Here is a 23,372-nt window from a genome sequence, read left to right as displayed (position 1 = left end):
GTCATCGCTGGATGGTGTTTCACCGTTATCCGGTTGATCAGACCTTCCGTGAGTTGCCGGTATCGCGAGCCGATCCTGGTATCAGCGGGGTGCTGGGAAAAGGGCACGTCCGAGGAAGAGGAGAACACCCGCCGCCGCCGAAGGCGCGGCCAAGAGGAACAAATAAGCCCACACACCACCGGTGAAGCCGACCTGTCGATTACCGCTCGTCACGGTCATGACCAGCAGGAACCAAGCGATGACGGCGACGACCACCGCGCCCGTCCAACCGCCGGCCAGCGCGCGCCTCGCCGCTCTCGCCCCGTTCACGTCGAGGTGCTCGGCCCGGACGTAGGACCGCGCCGCGAGCAGGCTCACGGAGGACAGGAGCGCCGCGAACACCGAACCGCACCCCGCGATCCAGACCAAGGCGTTGATCGGGTGGTAGGCCGTCGGCAACGCCCGACCGAACCCCACGATCGCCCACCCGAGCGCCAGGCAGGCGACGAGGCCCGCCGCGCCGAGCACGCCGCACAGACCTCGGATCCTCCGGGCCTGGGCAGGGGGTATCCAAACGTACCGCGGCGGCGGCCCCGGATGCGTCACGAGCCGGGTCGCCAGTCCGAGCCGTCGCCGTCGGTGACGCTCGCGTCCGCCATGTCCGCGGTGTTCGGCATGGCCCACGTCGAGCCGAGGTCGTGGATCTTCTGCCGGAGCGCGGACTGCTCGGTCTCGATCGTGTTGACGTGCGACTCCAACGCCATGACCGTCGCGGCGATGACGCCGATGGTCGCGGCCACCCCGCCGACGATGAACGTGATCGCCGCGGGGATGCCCACGAGCGTGCACGCGGCGACCACCGCGCTGACGATGGTGACGATCAAGCCAGCCAGCGCGAAACCCATCGCCATCCAGAACATGTCGATCGAGTTGGCCAGGCTGTTCAGGGACGAGCGCAGCTGCCCGGCGACGTCCTTGACCGAGTTCAGCCCGGCCGCCTGTGGCGGCACCGTCGCCTGGTAGGCGCGGGCGGCGCGGCCTTCCCACTCGATCGTGGTGCGGAGCTTGTCCAGCCCGATCGTTTCCGCGATGTCGCCGAGCGCGTTGCCGACCTGCGACACCCACTGCTCGCCGACCTGCTTGAGGCGGTCCGAGTCTCCGGGCTGCTCCCACAGCAGCTTGATCCGGTCCCACAACTCCCGCAGCTTCTCGTTGAGCAGCTGCATGCCGCGGATGATGGGGTCGACGAGGTACTCCAGCGGCGAGGGGACCCAGCTCAACACGCTGTTGACCTGCTCGAAGAACTTCTTGGCGTTCTCCTCGATCTCCTGCGACTTCTTGTTCGCCTCCAGCACGAGCGGGTTCATCGGCCGCCGCCCTCGGGGTGGATGCTGTTCATGGCGTGCACGTTCGCTTCCTCTTCGGCTTCGTAGGTGTTCGCCGCCGCGTGGAGGGCCTCGCTGAGGCTGCGGAACGCCTGGGTCGCCTGGGTGAGCATGTCTTCGAGGGCAAGGCGGGCATCGTTGTACGTGCGGTCCAAGCCGCGGTCGACCGCCCACAGCGACACGTCGGCGCCGGTCAGGACCAGGTCGCCGATCGTGGCGCATGGGCCGTCGAGGTTGTCGGCGGCGGTCGCCCACGCGGTGGCGTCGGACCGCATCGCTTCGAGGGCTACGCGAACATCGGTCATGGCAGCAACCCCACTCGGCGCAGCAGTGTGTTCGGATCACTCACCAGGGCGGTGAGCTCGGTGATGGCGGCGCTCTCCGGTCCCTGCGCAAGATCGGCGGGAACGCTCCGGGCGCGCAGGTTCCGCAGCACTTCCAGGAACTCCTGCTGCATCTCCGTCACACGAGCCGAATGCGTCCAGGCGGAATCGACTTCCAGGTTGAGGACTTGTCCACGGTGGATCGTGCCGCGGACGTGCCCGCCCCTGCTCTCCAGCGTCAGCGGACGGTCCACGACCTCGGTCATCCGCTGTGTGAACCGGGCCAGGTCGGCGCTGACGGCGTCCATCAACCGCAACGCCTGCTCGGGCGTGATCCGTTCGAGCGAAGGAGTCGGTGGCGGCTGTGCGGGCGTGGGTTCCGCCGGTCGCTCGACCTGCTTGGCCAGGGCTTGCACGCTGGCCGCGTTCGCCGCCTGGGTCACCGCCGAGCCGAGGGCGCGCGGGTCGACCGACTGGCGCCACTGCCCGGCGATGGTGACCGACTGAACCTCCGCCAGGTCGTTCACCGCCACGGTGACCACACCGTCCGGATCGCGTCCGATCAGGACGTCTTGCTGTGGTTCCGGCTCGGGTGAGGGTCGAGCGCGTTGATCCTCCTCGCCGCCCTCTTCGAAGCCGAATCTGAATTCGCCGCCCACGTCTCCCCCTGCGGTCGGTAATCAACTGAGTTCGCACCGTATCCGATGGCAGGAGCCGCTCGCAGGCAATCGACATCCTTGGTGAGCGTCGGCTCAGGTGGACCAGTGGCCTCGTCCCGGGATTCACCCTTCAGCGCAGGCGGTGGGCTCGGGAGAACGGGTGACGACGGGCGCGCTCGTGCGTGACCGCGGCTGCGTGATCTCGTGCCACCCGCTCGACTGCTCGTCCACCCCGCAGCCTTCGACTCGATGCTCCATCCGTGCCCGGTCGTGTGACCGGCGAGCGCGCGTTACCCGCCGGATCGGCACGACGGAGCGTCCGTCACGGCTTGACGGGCACCTTCGCCTGGCGCGAGAGGTAGTCGTTCACCTCGTCGGTGTCGAAGGCGGCCGGGTCGAAGTCGGCGGCGGAGTTTAGTTCGAGCCACTCCAGCCGTTCGGCGTGCTCCGGGTGCTCGGGGTCGGCCAGCACGTCGCAGAGGAGCGCGTAGCCCCAGATGCCGCCGCTGTCCTCCGGCGGTGCGGCACGGCGGCCGGTGAGGCAGCGGGGGTAGGAGACCCCCGGTTCGGCTCGGACGACGCCCTCCACCAGGATGTCGTGGTCCCAGGCGTCGCCGAAGTCGTACAGGTAGCCGACGCGGTCCTTGGGGTCGCGCGCCACGTCGGCCAGGGTCACGGTGGCGGCGTCGCCGTGGCCGAGTTCCGGGTCTGGCATCCCGTACTTGCCCTCCGGCGTGTCGAAGACCCAGAGGTGGTAGTCCTCCCAGGCGAACAAGTCCTGGATGACCTGGTGCAGGCGCACCAGCGGCGTGGACGACAGCACTTCCACCCGGCGCCAGATCGGCGGCTTGGACCCGCGCAGGGTGACCTTCAGCCGGTGCACGCTGGTGTCGAGGGCGGTCGGCGCGGCCTCCGGGAGCAGTTCCAGCCGCTGTTCGAGCAGCGCCAGGGTCGTCGTCACGTCCTCCACCTGGTCCGGCTCGACCGGGCACGGCTCGCGTTCGAGCGCGTCCGCCACGATCCCGCGCGCCTGTTCGGGCGTGTACTCCCGGAACGGGAAGCCCAGCTCCGCGGCCGCGTGGACGTACCCGGCCCGGATCTGCTTCGGCTGGTCGCTGACGAAGCAGTCCTTGAGGCCGCCGAGGTCGTGGTCGATCAACAGGACGAGGACGTGCGACTTGCGTCCGTACGAGAAGGTCAGCGCCACCCCCTCTTGAGCGCCGCGCGGGTCCGCGTAGCCGAAGCAGGCGCCGACGGTCGGCTTGCCCACCGTCTTGGCCCACTTCGGGTCGCGCAGCCCGCTCGCGACGAGGCGGTCGGCGGCATCGGCCGCGATCGGCCGCACCTCCGGCGGCGCGAGCACCGCGAACGCCCTGGCCAGTGCGAGGGCTTCCGGCCTGCCCGTGGCCTCGGCGTCGGAGATCATGGCGGCCACCATCTCCGGGAAGTCCGCGGGATCGGTGCTCTCGGCCATCGCGCCCAGGAACTCGGAAGCGGACAGCTCGGCGTCCAGTGGTCCACAACCCGGCTCCAGCAGCGGTGAGAAGCCGTCGAGGAACGCCATCGCGAGCTCGTCCACCGGCTGGACGAAGCCTGCCGCGGTCAGGCGCTCCACCGCGTCGGGCACGTCCCGGGCGGCGTCGACCAGCCGCAACGCCTCTTCGGGAGCTCCTTGATCAGCCAGCGTCGCGCGGAGGTCGGACAGAGTGGGCTGGACGTCGTTCGACACCCGCCCAATCGTGCCACCCACGTCAGCCGGACTTGAAGGGACCGCCCGCACGTCCGCCGGCCGTGTCCGTCAAGCGGCGGAGCTGGGCGGCCAGGTAGGGGCGGGCACGGCGCTGACCTCCCCGGTCCGCGATGGCCCGGGACAGGGATTCCAGAGCCCTGGTCACCCGGGCCCGGTCGGGGTGCCAGCCGCGGCGTTCGCACTCGGTCAGCCAGTCGACGGGGGAGAGGTGGCCGCGTTCGCGGTTGCAGCGGCGGCAGGCGGCGACCTCGTTCTCCAGCCACGACGGGCCGCCCTTGACCTTCGGCACCAGGTGGTCCGTGGTCGGCGTGACGTGACGGGCGAACCGGCGGCGGCACCACGTGCAGTCGTCGCCGTCGCGGAGGACGGCCTCGGCGAGTCGGGTCGCGCGGTCGGGTGCGGTGTCGGGCATCGGACCACCAGGAAAGCACTGCGCCCCGACCGTCGCACGACAGCCGGGGCGCAGGGGTCTGGCAGGTCAGGCAGGTACGGAAGCGACGCCGGGCGCCAGGAAGCGCTTGCCCGTCACCTTCTCGGAGATGCCCGAACGGTCCAGGTAGGGGGTGATGCCGCCCAGCCAGAACGGCCAGCCGGCGCCCAGGATCATGCACAGGTCGATGTCCTGCGCCTCCGCCACCACGCCCTCGTCGAGCATGATCCGGATCTCCTCGGCCAGCGCCTCCAGCGCCCGCGCGAAGACCTCGTCACCGGTCAGCGGCTGGTCGCCGAACGACCACAGCGCCTGCACCTCGGGGTCGACGGTCTGCTTGCCCGTCGAGTCCCACTGGTACACGGCGGTCTTCCCGGCGGCGACGAACGCCTTCATGTTCTCCGACACGCCGAAGCGGTCGGGGAAGGCGGCGTGCATCGTCTCGGCCACGTGCAGCGCCACGGCGGGACCGACGAGTTGCAGCAGGATCAGCGGCGACATCGGCAGGCCCAACGGCTCGGTGGCCTTGTCCGCCACCTCGAACGGCGTGCCCTCGTCGATCGACTTCACGACCTCGCCCATGAAGCGGGTCAGCAGCCGGTTCACCACGAACGCCGGCGCGTCCTTCACCAGCACGGACGACTTCTTCAGCTGCTTGCCCACCGCGAACGCGGTCGCCAGCGTCGCGTCGTCGGTCTGCCCGGCGCGCACGATCTCCAGCAGCGGCATGATCGCGACCGGGTTGAAGAAGTGGAAGCCCACGACCCGCTCGGGGTGCTTGAGCCCCGACGCCATCTCGGTGATCGACAGCGACGACGTGTTGGTCGCCAGCACCGCCTCGGGCGAGACGTGCTCCTCGACCTCGGCGAAGACCTTCTGCTTCACGCCCAGGTCCTCGAACACGGCCTCGATGACGAAGTCCGCGTCCGCGAACGCCGCCTTGTCGAGCGATCCGGTCACCAGCGCCTTGAGCCGGTTCGCCTTGTCCGGCGACACCCGCTTCTTGCCCAGCAGCTTGTCGATCTCGCCGTGCACGTACCCGACGCCCTTGTCCACGCGCGCCTGGTCGATGTCGGTGAGCACCACCGGCACCTCGAGGCGCCGCGCGAACAGCAGCGCCATCTGCGACGCCATGAGCCCCGCGCCGACGATGCCGACCTTGGTGACCTTGCGCGCCAACGACTTGTCCGGCGCGCCCGCCGGCCGCTTGGCCCGCTTCTGCACCAGGTTGAACGAGTACAGCCCGGCCCGCAGCTCGTCGCTCATCACGACGTCCGCCAGCGCCTCGGTCTCCGCCGCGTACCCGGCGTCCAGGTCGTTGGCGCGCGCCAGCTCCAGCAGCTCCAACGCCTTCAGCGCACCCGGCGCCGCGCCCTTCGTCTTGCCGTCGACGATCGCGCGGGCCCGCGCGACGGCGGCGTCCCAGCCCGCACCGCGGTCGATCTCGCGCCGAGCGGGCACGACGTCGCCGCGCACCACGGAAGCCAGCCACAGCAGCGACTGCTCCAGGTAGTCGGCCGAGTCGAACAGCACGTCCGCGATGCCCAGGTCCAGCGCCTGCTTGGGGTTGAGCATCTTGTTCTGGTTCAACGCGTTCTCGAAGATCACGGTGACCGCGTCGTTCGCGCCGATCAGGTTGGGCAGCAGTTGCGTGCCGCCCCAGCCCGGGAACAGGCCGAGGAACACCTCGGGCAGCGCGATGGCCGCCGCGTTGGACGCGAGCGTCCGGTAGTGGCACGACAGCGCCAGCTCCAGGCCGCCGCCCATCACCGCGCCGTTGACGAACGCGAAGGTCGGCACCTTCGACTCGGTGAACTTGCGGAACACGTCGTGGCCGAGCTGACCGATCGTCACGGCCTGCGAGCGCTCGGAAGCACCCTCGACGGCGGTGAGGTCCGCGCCGACGGCGAACACGAACGGCTTGCCGGTGACCGCGATCGCCACCGGGGACGCCGCCGCGGCCTCGTCGAACGCCGCGCTCAGGCTCACCAGCGACTGCGGGCCGAACGTGGACGGCCGGGTGTGGTCGTGGCCGTTGTCGATGGTGATCAGGGCGACCTGGCCGTCCAGGCCGGGCACCGGGATCAGCTTGGTGCGGGCGTGGGTCACGACCTCGTCGGGGAACAGGGCCTTGGCCTCGTCAGCGGTCAACGCGGTCACTTCGACTCTCCGTTCCAGTGCGGGTTCTCCCAGATGACGGTCCCGCCCATGCCGATGCCGATGCACATGGTGGTGATGCCGTAGCGCACGTCGGGGCGCTCGGCGAACTGCCGCGACAGCTGGGTCATCAGGCGCACGCCCGAGGACGCCAGCGGGTGGCCGGTGGCGATCGCGCCGCCCCACTGGTTGACCCGCGGGTCGTCGTCGGCGATGCCGAAGTGGTCGAGGAAGGCGAGCACCTGCACGGCGAACGCCTCGTTGATCTCGAACAGGCCGATGTCGTCGATGGTCAGGCCGGCGCGCTTGAGCGCCTTCTCCGTCGCCGGGACGGGGCCGATGCCCATGACCTCGGGCTCGACGCCCAGGAACGAGTAGCCGACCAGCCGCATGCCGACCGGCAGGCCGAGCTCGCGGGCGGTCTCCTCCTCGGCCAGGATGCAGCCGGTCGCGCCGTCGTTCAAGCCGGCCGCGTTGCCCGCGGTGACCCGGCCGTGCGGGCGGAACGGCGTCTTCAGCTTCGCCAGGTCCTCGACCGTGGTGCCGGGGCGCGGCGGCTCGTCGGCGGTGGCCAGGCCCCAGCCGTTCTCGGCGGACCGGGTCGCGACCGGCACGAACTCCGGGCCGATCTTGCCGTTCTTCACCGCGTCGGCGTACTTGGCCTGCGAGGCCGCCGCGTACGCGTCCGTGCGCTCCTTGGTGATGTGCGGGAACCGGTCGTGCAGGTTCTCCGCCGTCGAGCCCATGACGAGCGCGGACGGGTCCACGATCTTGTCGGACAGGAACCGCGGGTTGGGGTCGACGCCCTCGCCCATCGGGTGGCGGCCCATGTGCTCGACACCGCCCGCGATCACCACGTCGTACGCGCCGAACGCGATGCCGCTGGCCGACGTCGTCACGGCCGTCATCGCACCCGCGCACATGCGGTCGACGGCGTAGCCGGGCACCGACTTCGGCAGGCCCGCGAGCAGCGCCGCGGTGCGGCCGATGGTCAGGCCCTGGTCACCGATCTGCGTGGTGGCGGCGATGGCCACCTCGTCGACGCGCTCCGGCGGCAGTTCGGGGTGGCGGCGCAGCAGCTCGCGGATCACCTTGACGACCAGGTCGTCGGCACGGGTCTCCGCGAAGATTCCCTTGGGGCCGGCCTTGCCGAACGGCGTGCGCACGCCGTCCACGAAGACCACGTTTCGAACGCGTGCCGGCGCTTCTGGTGCGGCCACGGCGTCTCCTCCGCTTGTGGTGACGATTCGCCCGAGCGGTCGGGCGCGACTCCTACCGATCGGTAACACAACTCTAGCCCCTGTTACTGGCCGGTAACCACCGAGGTCGCCCTGTTCGCTCGGTCACAGCGCGCCCGGACGGCCAGGAACAGCCCGAACCCGAACGGGGACAGGACGATCGTCAGCACCAGCAGCGGGCCCATGAGCACCGGGTGCAGCCCCAGGCGGCGGCCCTCCCGGTACATCCACGCGCCGATCAGCAGGTCCCACGCGATCACCTGCGCCCAGATCGCCGAGGCGCCCGAGGCCGTGGCCAGGAACTCCCGGAGCGCGTCCAGGTTCGGACTGCTCATCGTCGCCCACAACTCGGGCAGGTGCCCGGCGACCAGCACCGCGTAGACGGCCAGCGGCGGCACCGCGATCAGCGGCGACGACACGGTCCTGGCCGTGAGTCGGGACTTCGGCGCGAAGATCATCAGGCCCCAGAACGGGACGGTGAGCCAGAACGTGATCTCGAACAGCACTCCGGTCACGCGGACACGGCCTCCTTCGCGGTGAGGGTCCGCGCGACGACCGCGGCGGTCCAGGTGACGACGGCCAGGGCGCCCAGCGCGGTGAGCAGGTCCGGGCGCAGCAGCGGCTGGCCGCGCAACGCCTGCCACGTCACCAGGGCCATCAGGCCGGCGTAACCGATCGTGAGGCCCCAGGTGAGGCCCGGGGTCGCGCGACGGCCGAACAGCGCGACGAGCAGGGGGATGACCTGGAGGGCGTGGATGCCGACGAAGTGCGGCACGCGCAGGTCGCCGACCTCGGTGTTCCAGCCGGTCAACGCCATCTCCGGGCCGCCGTCGGGCGCGCCGACGCTGTGCGCGCCCACGATCCCGCCGTCGTCGTCCTGGCCGGGCGCGGGGGACGTCATCAGGGTGCCGAGGGCGAGGCCCACCAGGGACAGGGCCAGGCCGAGCCTGATCGCGAGACCCGTGGCGCGGTTCTCGAACCGGGTGTGGGCCAGCGCCACGGCGATCACCGCGTGCATGATCCAGAGGATGAGGATGCTGTAGGTCATGACGCCCCACAGCAGGTCGTCCAACGGGGTGGCGACGTTGAAGTGGCTGCGCCTGCCGCGCAGGACCTGGCCCACGACGACGACCATCTCGGCGGTGCCGGCGAGCGCGATGACCGCGCCCGCCCACCAGCCGGTCCGGCGCAGGCGGGTGGTGAGGGTGAGCATCCAGGCGAGCGTGACGCCGTACAGGCAGAGTGAGACGGCGAACTTGAACGGCTTGAACCAGATCGGCGACCCGACCAGAATCCGGTCGTCGACGATCAGGCCGCCGAGTGAGACCACCGTCAAGGCGGCCATGAGCAGGGAGAACAGCATCAGCGGCGGATGCAGGCGCAGGAAGCGGGTCATGGACGACTCCTAGTATGGATAGCGGCACTTTCTACTATCGGATAGTTACAGTATCCATGCTGAGGGTCGTCTCAGGAAGGGGCGTTGGTCCGTGCGCATCGCCGAGTTGAGCCGTCGCAGCGGCGTGCCCGTGGCGACGATCAAGTACTACCTGCGGGAAGGGCTGCTGCCCGCCGGTGAGCTGACCAGCCCCAACCAGGCCAGGTACTCCGACGACCACCTGCACCGGCTGCGGCTCGTGCGGGCCATGGTCGAGCTGGGCGGGTTGTCGATCGCGGCCGTGCGGGAGGTGCTCGGCGCGTTGGACGACCCGGAGAAGTCGTTGCACAAGGCGATGGGCACGATCTCCGCCGCGGTCGCGCCGCCGGACCTCGGTGCGGACGACGAGGTGGCGCACGCGCAGGTGGCCGCGTTCCTGGAGCGGCAGGGCTGGGTGTGCCGGCCCACGTCGTACGCGTACAAGGCGCTGGTGGGCGTGCTGGCGACGGCGCGGGAGGTCGGGCACGAGCGGTTCGCGGACCTGCTCGACGGGTTCGCCGACGCGGCCCGGCCGCTGGCCGAGGCCGACCTGGGTTACGCGCTGAGCGCGGGGACCAAGGACGAGGCGCTGGAGGGCGTCGTAGTGGGGACCGTGCTGGGTGACGCGGCGATGGCGGCCGTCCGCGCGCTGGCCCGCCGCGAGCTGTCCGGCACGCACCAGGCCGCCACCAACCACCCCTGCCCGTGAGTCGAACACTCAGGTCCCGAGTGTCGAACACTCAGGCCTCGTGAGTCGAACACTCAGGTCCCGTGTGTCGAACACTCAGGACCCCTGAGTGCAACGTTCAGGACCGGGGTCGACGGACCTGAGCGTTGATCTCAGGGGTCCTGAACGTAGGACTCTCGGGACCTGGGGGTTCGACACTCGGGACCCGAGGGTTCGACACTCGGGTTAGGTGGGGGTGGTCAGGGCGGTGGAGAGGGGGACGGCGGTCAGGGCGACCTGCCAGTTGCGCGCGCCGCCCTCGCGCAGTGCGGCGGACACGCCCTCGGGGGAGACGTCGGCCGGCGGCTGCCAGCACGTGCGGCGCACGAGGTCGGGCAGCAGCAGGTTCTCCACCGGCAGGTTGTTCGCCTCGGCGACGGCTGCCAGCGCGGTCCTGGCCGCGGCCAGGCGGGCCGCGGCGGCCGGGTCCTTGTCGGCCCAGCGGTTCGCGGGCGGCGGGCCGTCGTGCTGCTGTGACGGCTCCGGCAGCTCGGCCCGGGGCAGTGCGGCGGCGCGCTGCAACGCACCCAGCCACACGCCGACCATGCGCCGTTGCGCCCGACCGCGGAACACCGGCAGCGCCAGCAGCGCGGCCTCGTCGGCGGGGTTCTTCACGGCGGCGTCGACCAGCGCGGCGTCCGGCAGCACCCGGCCCGGCGCGATGTCGCGCTCACGGGCCAGCGCGTCGCGCGCCTCCCACAGCGACCGCACCGCGGCCAACTGCCGGGGGCTGCGGATGCGGTGGATGCCCGACGTGCGGCGCCACGGTTCCGCGCGCGGACGCGGCAAGGGAGCCGTGCGGGCCGCCTCGAACTCCTCGAGCGCCCACTCCAGCTTCCCCTGCCGCTTGAGCTCCTGCTCGAGCACGTCACGCAGCTCGACCAGCAGTTCGACGTCGAGGGCGGCGTAGTTCAGCCAGTCGGCGGGAAGGGGGCGGCGCGACCAGTCGGCCGCACCGTGCCCCTTCTCCAACCGGTAGCCCAACAGCCGCTCGACGAGCGTGCCCAGCGCCACCCGCTCGAACCCGGCCAGCCTGCCCGCCAGCTCGGTGTCGAACAACGCGCTCGGACGCAGGCCGAGTTCGGCGAGGCACGGCAGGTCTTGCGACGCCGCGTGCAACACCCACTCGGTCCCGTCCAGCGCCTCGACCAGCGGATCGAGCCGACCGCCCAGGGCGATCGGGTCGACCAGCACGGTCCCGGCACCTTCCCGGCGCAGTTGCACCAGGTAAGCGCGCTGCGAGTAGCGGTATCCCGAGGCTCGCTCGGTGTCCACCGCAACCGGACCCGTCGCTCCGGCGAGCGCATCAGCGGCACGCCGGAGCGACGGTGCGTCGGCGACGACAGGCGGAACGCCGTCAGCGGGTTCCACCAGCGGCACCGGATCAGCACCGGTTGGTTCGGTTGGCTCGTCGGAGGGTACGTCCACGGCGGAAGACCCTACGACGAACGCACCACTCGCGGGTGTGTTCGGCCGGTTCAGTGTGCCGACCTGCTCAGCGGATCACGCCGGCACGCATGGCCAGCGCCACCATCTGAGCCCGATCCCCGGTGCCCAGCTTGCGCCCGATCCGCGACAGGTGGGACTTCACCGTGAGCGCGGAAAGGCTGAGCGCTTCGCCGATCTCCTTGTTGCTCTGGCCATCGGCGACCAGCTGGAGGACCTCGACCTCACGCGCGGAGAGCTCCCGCGGCGTGTTGTCGGTGCCCGGCACCCTCGTGCCCGCGGCGAGCACGGGCGCAACGCTCGGATCTGCGTAGACGCCGCCGTCGAGGACCCTGCGCACCCCGTCGGTGACCACCATCGGCGAGGCGGACTTCAGCAGGTACGCCTGAGCGCCTGCCTGGAAGGCCGACCTGACCGCGTAGGGGTCGTCGGAGGACGCGAGGACCACGATGCGGGGCCAGCCCTGGGCACGGAGTTCCGTGACCAGGTCGATGCCGGTGCCATCCGGCAGACCCAGATCGAGGATCGCGAGGTCGCACGGTCCGGTGGCGAGTGCCCGCGCCCGAGCCTCCGCGACCGAAGCCGCCTCATGCACTGTCCCGGCTCCCATCTGGGTGAGCCGAGCCGATATCGCCTCCCTCAGCAGTGGGTGGTCGTCGACCACCAGCACTGAAAAAAGCTCCTCCCGCGGGTGCGGGACCATGTTCGCCGGCAACGTGCCGGCTGGCGTGGTACGAACGGCCTGACCTAAGCCGACGGCAGCCACGTCACTACCTCCCTGGAGTCGGTCGTGCCCCCCGACCGGCACCGGGACTTTCGTCCAATCAGCCGCGCCACTGATCGACCGAAAGTGGTGTCGTCTGGGGCAGCGTAGCCGCCCAAGCGGGTCTACGGGACGATCAATCGGGTATCTATCCCGAATGAGTTGTCACTGATGGCCCCTGTTGTCACACGATCGGCTGACAACTCGATCGGGGGCGTAACGCGAGCGGTTCTCACGACGACATCAAGGAGTTGCGGGTGGCGAGCACCACAGGTCGAGGCCGGGCCGAGGAACTGCTGGCCCGCGCGCCCCTCGTCGACGGGCACAACGACCTCCCGTGGGCGCTGCGCGACCTCGTCTCCGGGAAGCAATTCGGTGAAAAGTCAACGGCCGGTGACCCCGTTTCGTCCGTCTCGACCGTGGACCTGACCGTCCGGCAGCCCGCGCTCCAGACCGACCTGGCCCGGGCCCGCGAGGGCCGGTTGGGGATGCAGTTCTGGTCCGTCTGGGTCCCCTGCCGGTTGGCGGGCGACGCAGCCGTCACCGCCGTGCTGGAGCAGGTCGACCTGGTGCACGACCTCGCCGCGCGCTACCCGGGGCACCTGCGCATCGCGACCACCGCCGACGAGGCCGAACGGGCCTTCCGGGACGGGCGGATAGCCTCCCTGATCGGCGCGGAGGGCGGACACGGCATCAACGGCTCGCTGGGCGTCCTGCGGGCGTTGAGGCGGCTCGGCGTGCGCTACATGACGCTCACCCACAACGAGAACACCCCGTGGGCCGACTCGGCGACCGACGAGCCGGTGCACGGCGGGCTGACCGACTTCGGCCGGGACGTGGTCCGCGAGATGAACCGCATCGGCATGCTGGTCGACCTGTCGCACGTGGCGCCGTCGACCATGCGCGACGCGCTGGAGGTCTCCACCCGGCCGGTCGTGTTCAGCCACTCGTCGTGCCGCGCGGTCGCCGACCACCCGCGCAACGTGCCCGACGACGTGCTGGCCCGGCTCCGGGACAACGACGGCGTGTGCATGGTGACCTTCGTGCCGCAGTTCGTGTCGCAGGCGCACGTCGAGTGGGACGCCCGGCTGAAGGACGCGATGCGGGCCGCGGGGGAGAACCACAACGACCTGGACGCCCGCCACCGGTTCGCCGACTCCTGGACCGAGGGCGGCCCGACGCCCCGCGTGACGATGGACGACGTCATCGCCCACCTGGAGCACGCCCGCGAGGTGGCCGGCATCGACCACATCGGCCTCGGTGGCGACTACGACGGCACCCGCGCCCTGCCCGAGGGGCTGGAGGACGTCTCCTGCTACCCGGACCTGATCGGCACCCTGCTGGACCGGGGGTGGAGCGAGGACGACTGCGCCAAGCTGGCCGGCCTCAACGCCCTGCGCGTGCTGCGCGCCAACGACTGAGCGCCGCCCCGGTGCGGTCCCGGGGAACGCGCCGGTCAGCGCAAGGTCGACACGCCCACCGGGGGCAGGCCCACGGCGGTGGCCATGACGTCGAAGAACGCGGTGCCGTGCGCGGCCAGGTCGGCGGTCCGCGCGGTCCACGAGGCGCGCAGTTCCAGGTCGTCCGTGCGGGCCGGGCCGGCTATGTCGCCGAACCTCGCCGACGACGTCTGGGTGACCGTGCCGCCCAGCGCCACGAACCCCGCCCCCGCCACCTCCAGCGCCTCCACCAGCCACGACCAGCCCACCTCGGGCAGCAGCGGGTCCGCGGCCAGTTCCGCGTCCAGCTCCACCCGCACGTAGGCGACCAGCCGGAACACCCCCGACCACGCCTCGACCCCGTCCGGGTCGTGCAGCAGCACGAGCCGTCCCGTGGACAGCTCGTCGGCGGGCCCGGTCACCTCCGCGGTCAGCGCGAAGGACCACGGCGCCAGCCGCTGCGGCGGGCGCACCTCGGTCAACTCCAGCTCGGGTCGGGTGCGCACCGACCGGAGCGTCGCCACCGCCCGCTGGAACAGTTCGGGCTCCGTCACACCACGGACTGTAGGCCCCGGAACCCCGGAACGTGAGCGCGGCACGCCGGGCCCGGCGGACGCCGGCCGAAGACGCCCGCCGCCCAGCCCGTGGGACGATGGACGGCGAGATGAACGACATCACCGAAGCCCCGCTGCTCGTCGCCGCACGCGGCGGCACGCCGTCACGCACGCCGGTCTGGTTCATGCGCCAGGCGGGCCGCTCCCTGCCGGAGTACCGCAAGCTGCGCGAGGGCACCGCCATGCTGGACGCCTGCATGGACCCGGACATGGTCTGCGAGATCACCCTGCAGCCGGTGCGCCGCCACGACGTGGACGGCGCGATCCTGTTCTCCGACATCGTCGTGCCGCTCAAGGCCGCCGGTGTGGACCTGGACATCGTGCCCGGCACCGGGCCGGTGGTGGCCAAGCCGGTCCAGACGGCCGCCGACGTGCGGGCCATCCCCGAGCTGCACGAGGAGCAGGTGCGGCCGGTGGCCGACGCCATCGCGCTGCTCAACGCCGAGCTCGGCGACGTGCCGCTGATCGGGTTCGCGGGCGCGCCGTTCACCCTGGCCTCCTACCTGGTCGAGGGCGGCCCGAGCAAGCACCACGAGCGCACCAAGGCGCTCATGCACGGCGACCCGGACCTGTGGCACGCGCTGCTGGACCGGCTGGCGGGCATCACCGCCGAGTTCCTGCGCGTGCAGGTGCGCGCGGGCGTGAAGGCGGTCCAGCTCTTCGACTCGTGGGCGGGCGCGCTGTCCGAGCGCGACTACCGCGAGTTCGTGCTGCCGCACTCGACGAGGGTGCTGCAGGGCGTCAGCGGCGTGCCGCGCATCCACTTCGGCGTGGGCACGTCCGAGCTGCTGCCCGCGATGCGCGAAGCCGGCGCGGACGTGGTCGGCGTCGACTGGCGCACCCCGCTGGACGTCGCGGTCCGGCGGCTGGAGCAGGCCGCGCCGCACCTGCCCAAGCCGGTCGTCCAGGGCAACCTCGACCCGGCGCTGCTGTTCGCGGGCCTGCCCGCGCTGGAACGGGAGGTCGAGCGGATCAAGCTCGAGGGCCGCGCCGCCGCCGGGCACATCTTCAACCTGGGCCACGGCGTGCTGCCCGACACCGACCCGGACGCGATCACCCGGGCCGTCGAGCTGGTGCACCGGTCCGCATGAGGGCGCCGCGAGTGGCGGTGGTCGGGGGCGGCATCTCCGGCCTCGCCGCCGCGCACCGGCTGCGGGGCCTGCTCGGGCCGGCCGCCGCGATCACCGTGGTCGAGCAGTCCGACCGGCTGGGCGGGAAGCTGCGCACGGCCGAGGTCGGCGGGCGCGCCTACGACGTGGGCGCGGAGGCGTTCCTGCACCGCCGCCCCGAGGCCGTGGACCTGGTCGCCGAGCTCGGCCTGGCCGACCGGGTGGTCCACCCGACGAAGGCCGCGGCGAGCATCCACGCCGCCGGCGACACCCGGTCGATCCCCGGGCGCACCCTGATGGGCGTCCCCGCGTCGGTTGACGCGGTGCGCGACGTGCTGTCGCACGACGGCCTGCGCCGGGTCGCCGCCGAACCCGACCTGCCGCCGATCCGGCTGGACGGCGCGGACGTGGCCGTGGGCGCGCTGCTGCGCGAGCGGTTCGGGCCCGAGGTGGGCGACCGCCTGGTCGGGCCGCTGCTGGGCGGTGTCTACGCGGGCCGCACCGACGTGCTCGGGCTGCGCGCGACCATGCCCCAACTGGCCACCGCCCTGGACTCCGGCGCCGGGTCGCTGCTGGCCGCCGCCGCGAGCGCCGTCCCCGCGCCACCCCGACCGGGCGTCGCCCGACCGCCGGTGTTCGGCACGCTGCGCGACGGCCTGTCGACCGTGGTGGCCCGGCTGGCGCGGGCCGCCGAGATCAGGCTCGGCCTGCCGGTGCGCGCCCTGCTGCGCCGCGAGCACGGCTGGCGGCTGGAGATCGGCTCCGCCGCCGCGCCCCGACACCTGGACGTGGACGGCGTGGTGCTCGCCGTGCCCGCGCCCGCCGCGCGCAAGCTGCTCGCCGACGTCGCGCCCGCCGCGTCCCGCCGCTACGCCGAGGTCGAGGTGGCGTCCATGGCGGTGGTGGCGCTGGCCCTGCCGCCCGGCACGGAGCTGCCCGAGCGGTCCGGCGTGCTGCTGGCCGAGGGCGAACGCGCCTCGGACGGCGTGCCGTTCACCGCGAAGGCGTTCACCTTCTCCAGCCGCAAGTGGGCGCACCTCGCCGGTGAGCCGGTGCTGGTGCGCGGCAGCGTCGGCCGGCACGGCGAGGCGCACCTGCTCCAGCGCGACGACGACGACCTGGTCGCCGCCGTCCGGCGCGACCTGCGCGAGTTGACCGGCGTCACGGCCGAGCCGATCGACACCCTGGTCACCCGCTGGGGCGGCGGCCTGCCGCAGTACGGCGTGGGCCACCTGGACCTCGTGCGGGGCATCGAGGACGCCGTCGAGGCCGTGCCGGGCCTGGCCGTGGCGGGCGCGACGCTGCACGGCGTCGGCATCCCCGCCTGCATCGCCACCGGTGGCGCCGCGGCCGCCCGTGTCGCCGCTCACGTCCTCGCCCACGTCCACTGAGTGAGAGGATGGGGTCCATGTCCCGCCTGAACTACACCGAACTCAACGACACCATCCGCTACACCATGTGGTCGGTCTTCCGCGTGGAGCCCGGTCGCCTGCCCGACGACCGCGGCCCGGCCGCGTCCGAGGCGCAGGAGTACCTGGACGGCTTGGAGTCCAAGGGTGTCGTGGTGCGCGGCGTGTACGACGTGGCGGGCCTGCGGGCGGACGCCGACTACATGATCTGGTGGCACGCCGAGGAGATCGAGCAGGTCCAGCAGGCCTACACCGGGTTCCGCCGCACCGCCGTGGGCCGCGTGTCGACCCCGGTGTGGAGCCAGGTGGCGCTGCACCGGCCGGCCGAGTTCAACCGCAGCCACATCCCGGCGTTCCTGGCGGGCGAGGAAGCGCGCAAGTACGTGTGCGTGTACCCGTTCGTGCGGTCCTACGAGTGGTACCTGCTGCCCGACGAGGACCGCCGCCGCATGCTCGCCGACCACGGCAAGGAGGCGCGGGACTACCCGGACGTGCGGGCGAACACGGTCGCGTCGTTCGCGCTGGGCGACTACGAGTGGATGCTGGCGTTCGAGGCGGACGAGCTGCACCGGATCGTGGACCTCATGCGGCACCTGCGCGGCACGGAGGCTCGTCGCCACGTGCGCGAGGAGGTCCCGTTCTACACCGGCACCCGCGTCCCGGCCGCCGAGCTGGTCACGAACCTGCCGTAAGGGCGGCGACGACGCGCTGGGCGTGCGCGCCGCCGACGTGCGCGCCGAACGTGCCGAGCACGATCCACGAGCCGTCGGCGAAGACCAGGCCGAACCGTCCCCGCGCGACCAGCCGGGGACGGCGCCTGGCCGCCACCACGACGTGGCGCGGCGCCGACCAGGCGACGGTCATCCGGTCGTCGGCGTTGACCAGGGCGACGACCCGCTGCGCCGTCACGGCGAAGAAGCTGTGCCCGGTCACGGCCGCTTCCAGCTGCCGGGCGAGCGACCCGGCCGGGCCGTAGCACGTGCGGCCGCCGATCCAGCTCTCCGGGAACTCGGCCGGCAGGTCCAGTGACGGCGACGCGAACGCCACCCCGCCGACACCGGCCAGCGCCTTGCCGACCCAGCCCTTCGGTTCCGGCACCGCCCGGCCGACCCGGTCGACGGCACGACCCGCGGGCGTGGTCCAGAAGTCCGGCTCCGCGCCGCCGCGCGCGCCGTAGGCGACGCCGACCGACGTGATCGCGAGCAGGGCTTCACCGGGGGCGAGCGCGCGCCGCGCGTCGTCCCCCCACACCTTCAGGTCGTCGACCAACGGCATCAGTCGTCGTCGGTGGCGTAGTTGTAGACGTCCTTGCCCATGTTGAACAGGCCGCCCGCCGGTCCACCCGGCACCGACTCGCCCAGCACCTGGCCGAGCGGGATGCGCACCGGCGCGGTGTAGATCGACTTGGCCACGCCGAGCGCGATGCCTTCCTTGCTGAACGTGCCCGCGGCCTTCTTCAGCGCCTTGATCGCCTTCAGGCCCGCCTTGTACGCCTTGGCGGCCTCGGCCAGCTTGCGCAGCAGGTTCGACAGCTTCATCAGCAGGTCGGCGAGCTTCTTCACGATCTTGAAGACCTTGCCGAGGGTGGCCGCGGCCTTGGCGGCGGCCGCGGCGGCGCCGGCGGCGAGCGACGCGCCGAAGCTGACCACCGACAGCGCGAGGCTGACCAGCAGGTCGGTCACCAGCATCATGATCAGGTCGATGACGAGGTCGATGATCAGGTTCGCCGAGTCGACGCAGCCCTTGGCGGCCTCGACCAGCATCCCGGACGTGTCCTGGACGTTCTGGGCGAGCTGCTCGATCTGCTCCTCGATCTCGGCCAGCCTGCCGTTGAACTTGTCCGCGGCCGGGCCCTGCCACACGCCGGTGACGGCCTGCCGCGCGCTCGCCTCGTCGGACACGATCGCGCGGATGTCGGTGGCCGCCTTCTCCCACGCGTCGGCCGCGCGGATCAGGTCGTCCGGGTCGCCCGCGACCCAGTCGATGGCCTCCAGGAACGGCGTGAGCAACGGCCGGATGATGCCCTGGACCGGTCCGGGGCAGCCGTTGAGGAAGGTCTCGATCTTGTTGTTGACCTCGACGGTCGTGCTGGGACTCATCCGCCCACCTTCGGAATCGTCAGGCCTTCGAGGCCTTGGACGATGTCTGTGAGGACTTCTCCGATTCCGCCGTCGACGCCCTTGTAGTCGTCCATGGTGTCGCGCAGCGATTCGGCGATGTCGCGCATGGCTTCCGCGCATTCCTTCAGATCGTTCATCGTCGAGGTGACGCGTTCCTCGTAGGACGCGTGGACGTCACCGCTGGACGGCATCTTGCCGAACGACTCGCGGCCGACCTTCGCGGCCTCCAGCGCGGCCATGACCTGGTCGAACCGGTCGCCGCGGCGGACCGACGAGCCCGCGAACTCCCCGATGCCGTCGAGCCTGACGTCGAACTTCGCCGTCATCGCGCCACCTCCCCGATTTGTCGATCAGTCCGACGGTCGCGATCCCGCTCCGGTTCCACCGGATCGCGATTTGCGCCGCCGTTCGGTGCACTAGCCTGCGCCGGACAGTAGTACAGCGGATCGAGGGCGCGATGCGAGAAGATCTCGAAGAGAAGCTGGCGCGGATCACCGAGCTCGCCGAGCAGAAGCAGCGGCAGGCCGATGAGCTGCAAGGGCAGCTGGCCGGGTTGCGGGTGACCCGGAAGTCCGGCGACGGGTTGCTGACCGCGACCGTGACGGCCAACGGCCAGCTCGTCGACCTGCGCATCGACGACCGGGCCCTGCGCAACGGCCGGGAACTCGCGGCGACCCTGCTGAACCTCGTGTTCCAGGCGTCGGCGGAAGCCTCGCAGCAGGTGCGGGCACTGGCCGCGCCGCTGCTGGAGGACAGCTCGATCGACCCGACCGAGCTCGACCTCGGCCCCACGCCGCCGGTCGTGCCGGGGCCGCCCGGCGCGCCGCAGCAGTACCCGCCGCAGCCTCCTCCCCAGTACCAGCAGCAACCGCGGTACCAGCAGCCGCAGGACGGGCCGCCGCAGACGTTCGCGCAGCCGGTGCGGGACTACCCGCAGCCGCCACCACCGCAGCCGTACCAGCAGCAACCGCCGCCGCCTCCCGTGCGCCGTCCGCCGGTGGACGACGACCCGGACGAGGGTGGCTCGATCTTCCGCAAGGACACCTGGTGACCGAGCGGAGGGGGGTCCGACGTCGGACACCCCTCCGCGGCGGTCCTACTCGGTGAGCCGGTAGGCGCGGATCACCGAGTGCTCGAACGTGTTGCCCTTGCTGTCGGAGCCCTTGGCGCGCAGCGAGGCGTAGCCGCCTGCCTCGCCGGCGTTGCGCACGAGCGCCGCGCCGCCGACGACCGGCACCGCGCGCCACGTCTTGCCGTCGTCGAACGACACGTCGACCCCCACCTGGCGCACCCGGCCGTTGTCGGCCCCCTGGTGCTGCTCGACGGTGAGCGGGATGCGCAGCAGGCGGCCGGCGGGCGTGCCGCCGCTCGCGTCGAGCCGGGGCGCGAACCGCACCACCGACATCGGCAGCCTGCGCACCGCGCCGTCGGGCGCGGCGGCCGAGCGGAACGTCCACGCGCCGCTGACCCGCGTGCTCAGGTCGGTGATGCCCGGGCGGCGCACGAAGTCCACCTCCGCCCGGTAGCGGGCCAGGCCTGCGGGCACGGCGAACCGGCCACCCGGCTCGGGGACCTCGCCGATCTTCGTCCCGTCGCGGTAGAGCGCGGTGCGCCCGGACTCGTACGCCGAGCCGCCGAGGTTGTTCGCGGCGTCGTTGAGCAGCGGCACCTCCACCTGGATCCGGTCGTCGAACCGGACGAGGTACTCGAACCGGGACGCGGGCAGGCCGGGCCCGAACACGGGGAAGTTGAGGCTCTCCCGGCCGCGCTCGCCGGGCCGGTAGGAGCGGTCGGGCGAGGTGTAGTTCGCGACGATGTCGAACTCGCCCTGCACGTGGATCAACTGCCAGCTCCACCGGACGTCGGCGGTGGTGACGTAGTCGACCGCCGCACCGCCCGGTTCGACCGGGAACAGCACCGCCCAGCCGCCGGAGTCGCCGGGGCCGATCCCGCTGCCACCGTGCGCGAACTCGTCGGCGGCCTGGCCGGGGCCGAACCTCGTCCGCACCTCGGCCAGCTCGCGCTTGGCGGGCGCCCGGACGAACCCGGTGGGCACCCGGCCCTGCTCCGCCCACGCGAACCGGTAGCTGACGCGCGCGCCGTCGACCGGTGCGGCCTCGTACTGCGAGCCGATGAAGACGCTGAGCTCGTCGTCGGGCAGTGCCGGACCGGTCTGGGCGAGCGTCAGGTGCTCGGGCAGGCCTTCGAAGAAGGCGACGCTGAACCCGACGCGGTGGTCACCGGAGGAGCGGTTGAGGTTGACGTCGGCGATCATCGGCACCGCGGTGCCGTCCGGTGGCGTGATCCGCACCGGCTCGGCGGTCCGCGCGTCGAACGTGACCGAGGTGGTCCCGGTGACCGTCAGCGAGGGGCGGGGGAGCATGGCGACCCGGCCGTCCGCTTCGTCACCCGTGATCACGGTGGCGTGCACCATGTACTCGCCCTTGGGCAGGCGCCTGGTCACGGTGTTGCCGTCGTCCTCCAGGAACAGGAACGTGTCGTTGTCGACGCCCATCAGGACGCCCCCGTAGGTGGTCGGCACCTTGCCCTCGGCGTCGAGGAACGTCGCGGTGACGTCGTAGCTCTCGACCTCGCGGTCCACGCTCACCGGCGTGCGCAGCACGTCGCCCGCGACGACCGCGCCGGAGAACGCGCCGTCGACCGCGCCGACCCTGGTGTCCGCGGTGACGGCCACCTTCGCCTCACCGCCGGCGGGCACGGTGACGGTCGTGGGGCTGACGGTGAACATGCCGGTGGGCGCGGGCTCGCCGTCGGGGCCCGTGGCCTCCACCGACACGTCGAACGTGACCGCTCGCGTGCCGCTGTTGCGGTAGGTGAGGTCCTTGGTGACCGGGGTGTCGTCGGTGTGCGGCCACTGCTGGCGGCCCATCGACAGGCTGACCGGGTCGGAGGTGATCGCGGCGGCGACGGCCTTGGCCAGGTCGACGCGGCCGGCGCCCTGGTCGAACGGCGTGAGCGCCGGGTTGTTCCTGGCCGACGCCATGAGCGCGGCCTTGATCTGCGCCCCCGTCCAGTCCGGGTGTTGCTGGGCGATCAACGCGGCCGCGCCCGCGACGTGCGGGGTGGCCATGGACGTCCCCGACAGCGCCACGTGGTGGTCGTCCACGGGCGTGCCGATGCTGCCGGTGGCGGCCTTCGCCGCGACGATGTCCACGCCCGGCGCGGTGATGTCGGGCTTGACCGCGCCGTCGCCCACGCGCGGGCCCCGGCTGGAGAAGGAGGCGATGCTGTCGTCCCGCTCGACCGCGCCCACGGTCAGGGCGGCGTCGGCGCTGCCCGGCGAGCCGACCGTGCCGGGACGGCCCGAGTTGCCCGCGGCGATCACGAACAGCGTGCCGGTCCGCGCGGACAGCGTGTTCACCGCTTCTTCCAGCGGGTCGATCGCGGGCGAGTCGTCGCCGCCCAGGCTCAGGTTGACCACGTCGGCCCCCTGGTCGACGGCCCACCGCATGCCGTCGAGGATCCACGACTCGGCGCAGCCGTAGCGGACGCACACCTTGCCGTCGAGGATGCGCGCGTCGGGCGCGACGCCCCTGTAGTCGGCGCCGCCGCTGGCGATGGTCGACGCGACGTGCGTGCCGTGGCCGTCGACGTCGGTGGCGTCGGGGTCCTCGGTGAAGTTCCGCTCGGCGACCTCCTTGCCGGCCAGGTCGGGGTGCGCGCCGTCCACGCCGCCGTCGAGCACGGCCACCTTGACGCCCTGGCCGGTGTACCCGGCCTGCCACGCCGTGGGCGCGCCGATCTGGGCGGTGGAGCGGTCGAGGCTGGGCTTGCGCAGGCCGTCCAGCCAGACCTTCTCCACGCCGGGGTCGGCCACCAGGGCGTGGAACGCCGTGGCGGCCTCGGACTTGGGTGTCCGCGCGGCGAACGCGCCCACGGTGGGCAGCGCGCGGGTGACGTGGACGCCGGTCCGCGGCTGGTCGCCGGTGATGATGAGCGGCAGCGTGTCGCGCCTGGCGTCGTCGTAGCCGGCCTCGACCAGCCCGGTCACGTCGAACAGGCGCAGGTCGAGCTTGCCGCTCGCGACCGCGTCGTAGGCGTCGCCGGGCACGACGTGCAGGTGGCCGTCCCGGTGGAACGAGTGGACCGTGACGCGCTCACGGCCGGGACCGGCCCGGAACGAGCCGGACGTGGGGCCGTTCAGCACGACCCGGTCGCCGGTGATGAGGGTGACCGCGGCCCCGGCGTGCCGGCCCGTCCGGTCGTGGTCTTCCGGTGTCGCGGTGGCAACCCCCGTCGCCGTGCCTGCCGCGAGCCCGGCGGCGAGCACGGCGGCTCCCCACCCGATCCCGCGCCTTCGTGATGTCGACGTCAACGCAGATACCTCCCGAATCCGGTTGTCGCGCGGCGGAAACGCGCAGTCGGAAGGCGCCGCTGACGCCCTGGCGG

Annotated in this window: 23 protein-coding genes; 6 read left to right on the top strand and 17 right to left on the bottom strand. The window is 72.1% G+C overall.

Translation table 11 applies throughout. The features are described 5' to 3' along the window. Nucleotides 1-81 precede the first annotated feature (81 nt). From FHX81_RS12135 to FHX81_RS12090, 10 genes are all read right to left on the bottom strand, one after another. Nucleotides 82-507 carry a hypothetical protein gene (locus FHX81_RS12135; RefSeq protein WP_141977940.1) on the bottom strand — a complete coding sequence of 142 codons (426 nt, stop codon included), beginning with the start codon at nt 505-507 and terminating at the stop codon, nt 82-84. 74 nt (nt 508-581) lie between these two features. Then, nucleotides 582-1,346, bottom strand: a complete 765-nt coding sequence (locus tag FHX81_RS12130; protein WP_141977938.1) for a hypothetical protein — start codon at nt 1,344-1,346, stop codon at nt 582-584. After that, complete coding sequence (locus FHX81_RS12125) at nt 1,343-1,669, bottom strand: hypothetical protein (protein WP_141977936.1); 327 nt, start codon at nt 1,667-1,669, stop codon at nt 1,343-1,345. Before FHX81_RS12125 ends, FHX81_RS12130 begins: the two co-directional genes overlap by 4 nt. Then, on the bottom strand, nt 1,666-2,346 hold the full coding sequence (locus FHX81_RS12120) for a hypothetical protein (protein WP_141977934.1): 681 nt from the start codon (nt 2,344-2,346) through the stop codon (nt 1,666-1,668). Before FHX81_RS12120 ends, FHX81_RS12125 begins: the two co-directional genes overlap by 4 nt. Before the next feature lie 322 nt (nt 2,347-2,668). Further along, entirely contained in the window at nt 2,669-4,075 is a 1,407-nt protein-coding gene (locus FHX81_RS12115; RefSeq protein ID WP_211363470.1) for a plasmid pRiA4b ORF-3 family protein, read from the bottom strand. A 22-nt stretch (nt 4,076-4,097) separates the two neighbouring features. Further along, nucleotides 4,098-4,508 (bottom strand): HNH endonuclease, encoded by a 411-nt coding sequence (locus FHX81_RS12110; protein WP_141977932.1) that lies wholly within the window; start codon nt 4,506-4,508, stop codon nt 4,098-4,100. Nucleotides 4,509-4,574: 66 nt separating this feature from the next. Then, complete coding sequence (locus tag FHX81_RS12105) at nt 4,575-6,686, bottom strand: 3-hydroxyacyl-CoA dehydrogenase NAD-binding domain-containing protein (RefSeq protein ID WP_170232029.1); 2,112 nt, start codon at nt 6,684-6,686, stop codon at nt 4,575-4,577. Beyond that, nucleotides 6,683-7,903 (bottom strand): thiolase family protein, encoded by a 1,221-nt coding sequence (locus tag FHX81_RS12100; protein ID WP_141977930.1) that lies wholly within the window; start codon nt 7,901-7,903, stop codon nt 6,683-6,685. The genes FHX81_RS12105 and FHX81_RS12100 overlap by 4 nt, the downstream gene beginning before the upstream one ends. Nucleotides 7,904-7,986: 83 nt before the next feature. Next, nucleotides 7,987-8,436: an ABA4-like family protein gene (locus tag FHX81_RS12095; protein ID WP_141977928.1), complete on the bottom strand. Its 450-nt coding sequence runs from the start codon at nt 8,434-8,436 to the stop codon at nt 7,987-7,989. Next, on the bottom strand, nt 8,433-9,317 hold the full coding sequence (locus tag FHX81_RS12090; protein WP_141977926.1) for a hypothetical protein: 885 nt from the start codon (nt 9,315-9,317) through the stop codon (nt 8,433-8,435). Before FHX81_RS12090 ends, FHX81_RS12095 begins: the two co-directional genes overlap by 4 nt. 91 nt (nt 9,318-9,408) lie before the next feature. Between FHX81_RS12090 and FHX81_RS12085 the strand changes: the two genes are divergently transcribed. Next, the gene (locus tag FHX81_RS12085; RefSeq protein ID WP_141977924.1) at nt 9,409-10,044 is read left to right on the top strand and encodes a MerR family transcriptional regulator; all 636 of its coding nucleotides are present in this window, start codon (nt 9,409-9,411) and stop codon (nt 10,042-10,044) included. Between the two features lie 204 nt (nt 10,045-10,248). Here the strand turns inward: FHX81_RS12085 and FHX81_RS12080 are convergent, their stop codons facing one another. Both FHX81_RS12080 and FHX81_RS12075 read right to left on the bottom strand, forming a co-directional pair. Continuing rightward, entirely contained in the window at nt 10,249-11,490 is a 1,242-nt protein-coding gene (locus tag FHX81_RS12080; RefSeq protein ID WP_141977922.1) for a ribonuclease D, read from the bottom strand. A 67-nt stretch (nt 11,491-11,557) separates the two neighbouring features. Beyond that, the gene (locus FHX81_RS12075) at nt 11,558-12,274 is read right to left on the bottom strand and encodes a response regulator (RefSeq protein WP_053718177.1); all 717 of its coding nucleotides are present in this window, start codon (nt 12,272-12,274) and stop codon (nt 11,558-11,560) included. Nucleotides 12,275-12,528: 254 nt separating this feature from the next. On the opposite strand from FHX81_RS12075, the gene FHX81_RS12070 reads away from it, so the two are divergent. Continuing rightward, a complete protein-coding gene (locus FHX81_RS12070; protein ID WP_141977920.1) occupies nt 12,529-13,692 on the top strand; it encodes a dipeptidase in 1,164 nt (387 codons plus the stop codon). 35 nt (nt 13,693-13,727) lie between these two features. Here FHX81_RS12070 and FHX81_RS12065 read toward each other — a convergent pair whose 3' ends face one another. After that, nucleotides 13,728-14,264 (bottom strand): DUF3000 domain-containing protein, encoded by a 537-nt coding sequence (locus tag FHX81_RS12065; RefSeq protein ID WP_141977918.1) that lies wholly within the window; start codon nt 14,262-14,264, stop codon nt 13,728-13,730. Nucleotides 14,265-14,362: 98 nt separating this feature from the next. Here FHX81_RS12065 and hemE point away from each other — a divergent pair, with 98 nt between their 5' ends. The 3 genes from hemE to hemQ are packed head-to-tail and all read left to right on the top strand — an operon-like array spanning nt 14,363 to nt 17,534. Continuing rightward, nucleotides 14,363-15,415, top strand: a complete 1,053-nt coding sequence (gene hemE / locus FHX81_RS12060; RefSeq protein WP_141977916.1) for a uroporphyrinogen decarboxylase — start codon at nt 14,363-14,365, stop codon at nt 15,413-15,415. Then, on the top strand, nt 15,412-16,824 hold the full coding sequence (hemG, locus tag FHX81_RS12055; RefSeq protein ID WP_141977914.1) for a protoporphyrinogen oxidase: 1,413 nt from the start codon (nt 15,412-15,414) through the stop codon (nt 16,822-16,824). Before hemE ends, hemG begins: the two co-directional genes overlap by 4 nt. Before the next feature lie 17 nt (nt 16,825-16,841). After that, nucleotides 16,842-17,534: a hydrogen peroxide-dependent heme synthase gene (gene hemQ / locus FHX81_RS12050; RefSeq protein WP_141977912.1), complete on the top strand. Its 693-nt coding sequence runs from the start codon at nt 16,842-16,844 to the stop codon at nt 17,532-17,534. Here hemQ and FHX81_RS12045 read toward each other — a convergent pair. The 3 genes from FHX81_RS12045 to FHX81_RS40485 are packed head-to-tail and all read right to left on the bottom strand — an operon-like array spanning nt 17,518 to nt 19,288. Next, nucleotides 17,518-18,117, bottom strand: coding sequence for a hypothetical protein (locus FHX81_RS12045; RefSeq protein WP_141977910.1), 600 nt, complete (start codon nt 18,115-18,117; stop codon nt 17,518-17,520). The two genes, hemQ and FHX81_RS12045, sit on opposite strands and share 17 nt — an antisense overlap. Further along, the gene (locus FHX81_RS12040; RefSeq protein WP_170232027.1) at nt 18,117-18,941 is read right to left on the bottom strand and encodes a WXG100 family type VII secretion target; all 825 of its coding nucleotides are present in this window, start codon (nt 18,939-18,941) and stop codon (nt 18,117-18,119) included. Before FHX81_RS12040 ends, FHX81_RS12045 begins: the two co-directional genes overlap by 1 nt. Continuing rightward, nucleotides 18,938-19,288: a hypothetical protein gene (locus FHX81_RS40485; RefSeq protein WP_170232026.1), complete on the bottom strand. Its 351-nt coding sequence runs from the start codon at nt 19,286-19,288 to the stop codon at nt 18,938-18,940. Before FHX81_RS40485 ends, FHX81_RS12040 begins: the two co-directional genes overlap by 4 nt. Nucleotides 19,289-19,419: 131 nt before the next feature. Here FHX81_RS40485 and FHX81_RS12035 point away from each other — a divergent pair, with 131 nt between their 5' ends. Continuing rightward, nucleotides 19,420-20,013 carry a YbaB/EbfC family nucleoid-associated protein gene (locus tag FHX81_RS12035; RefSeq protein WP_141977906.1) on the top strand — a complete coding sequence of 198 codons (594 nt, stop codon included), beginning with the start codon at nt 19,420-19,422 and terminating at the stop codon, nt 20,011-20,013. A gap of 45 nt (nt 20,014-20,058) precedes the next feature. Here the strand turns inward: FHX81_RS12035 and FHX81_RS12030 are convergent, their stop codons facing one another. Then, on the bottom strand, nt 20,059-23,253 hold the full coding sequence (locus tag FHX81_RS12030; protein WP_246107782.1) for a S8 family serine peptidase: 3,195 nt from the start codon (nt 23,251-23,253) through the stop codon (nt 20,059-20,061). Nucleotides 23,254-23,372: the final 119 nt, after the last annotated feature.

The sequence above is a fragment of the Saccharothrix saharensis genome, from assembly GCF_006716745.1.
Classification (GTDB): Bacteria; Actinomycetota; Actinomycetes; order Mycobacteriales; family Pseudonocardiaceae; genus Actinosynnema; species Actinosynnema saharense.
Note: the sequence above shows the minus strand (reverse complement) of the source record. Positions and strands in the feature narration are given on the sequence as shown.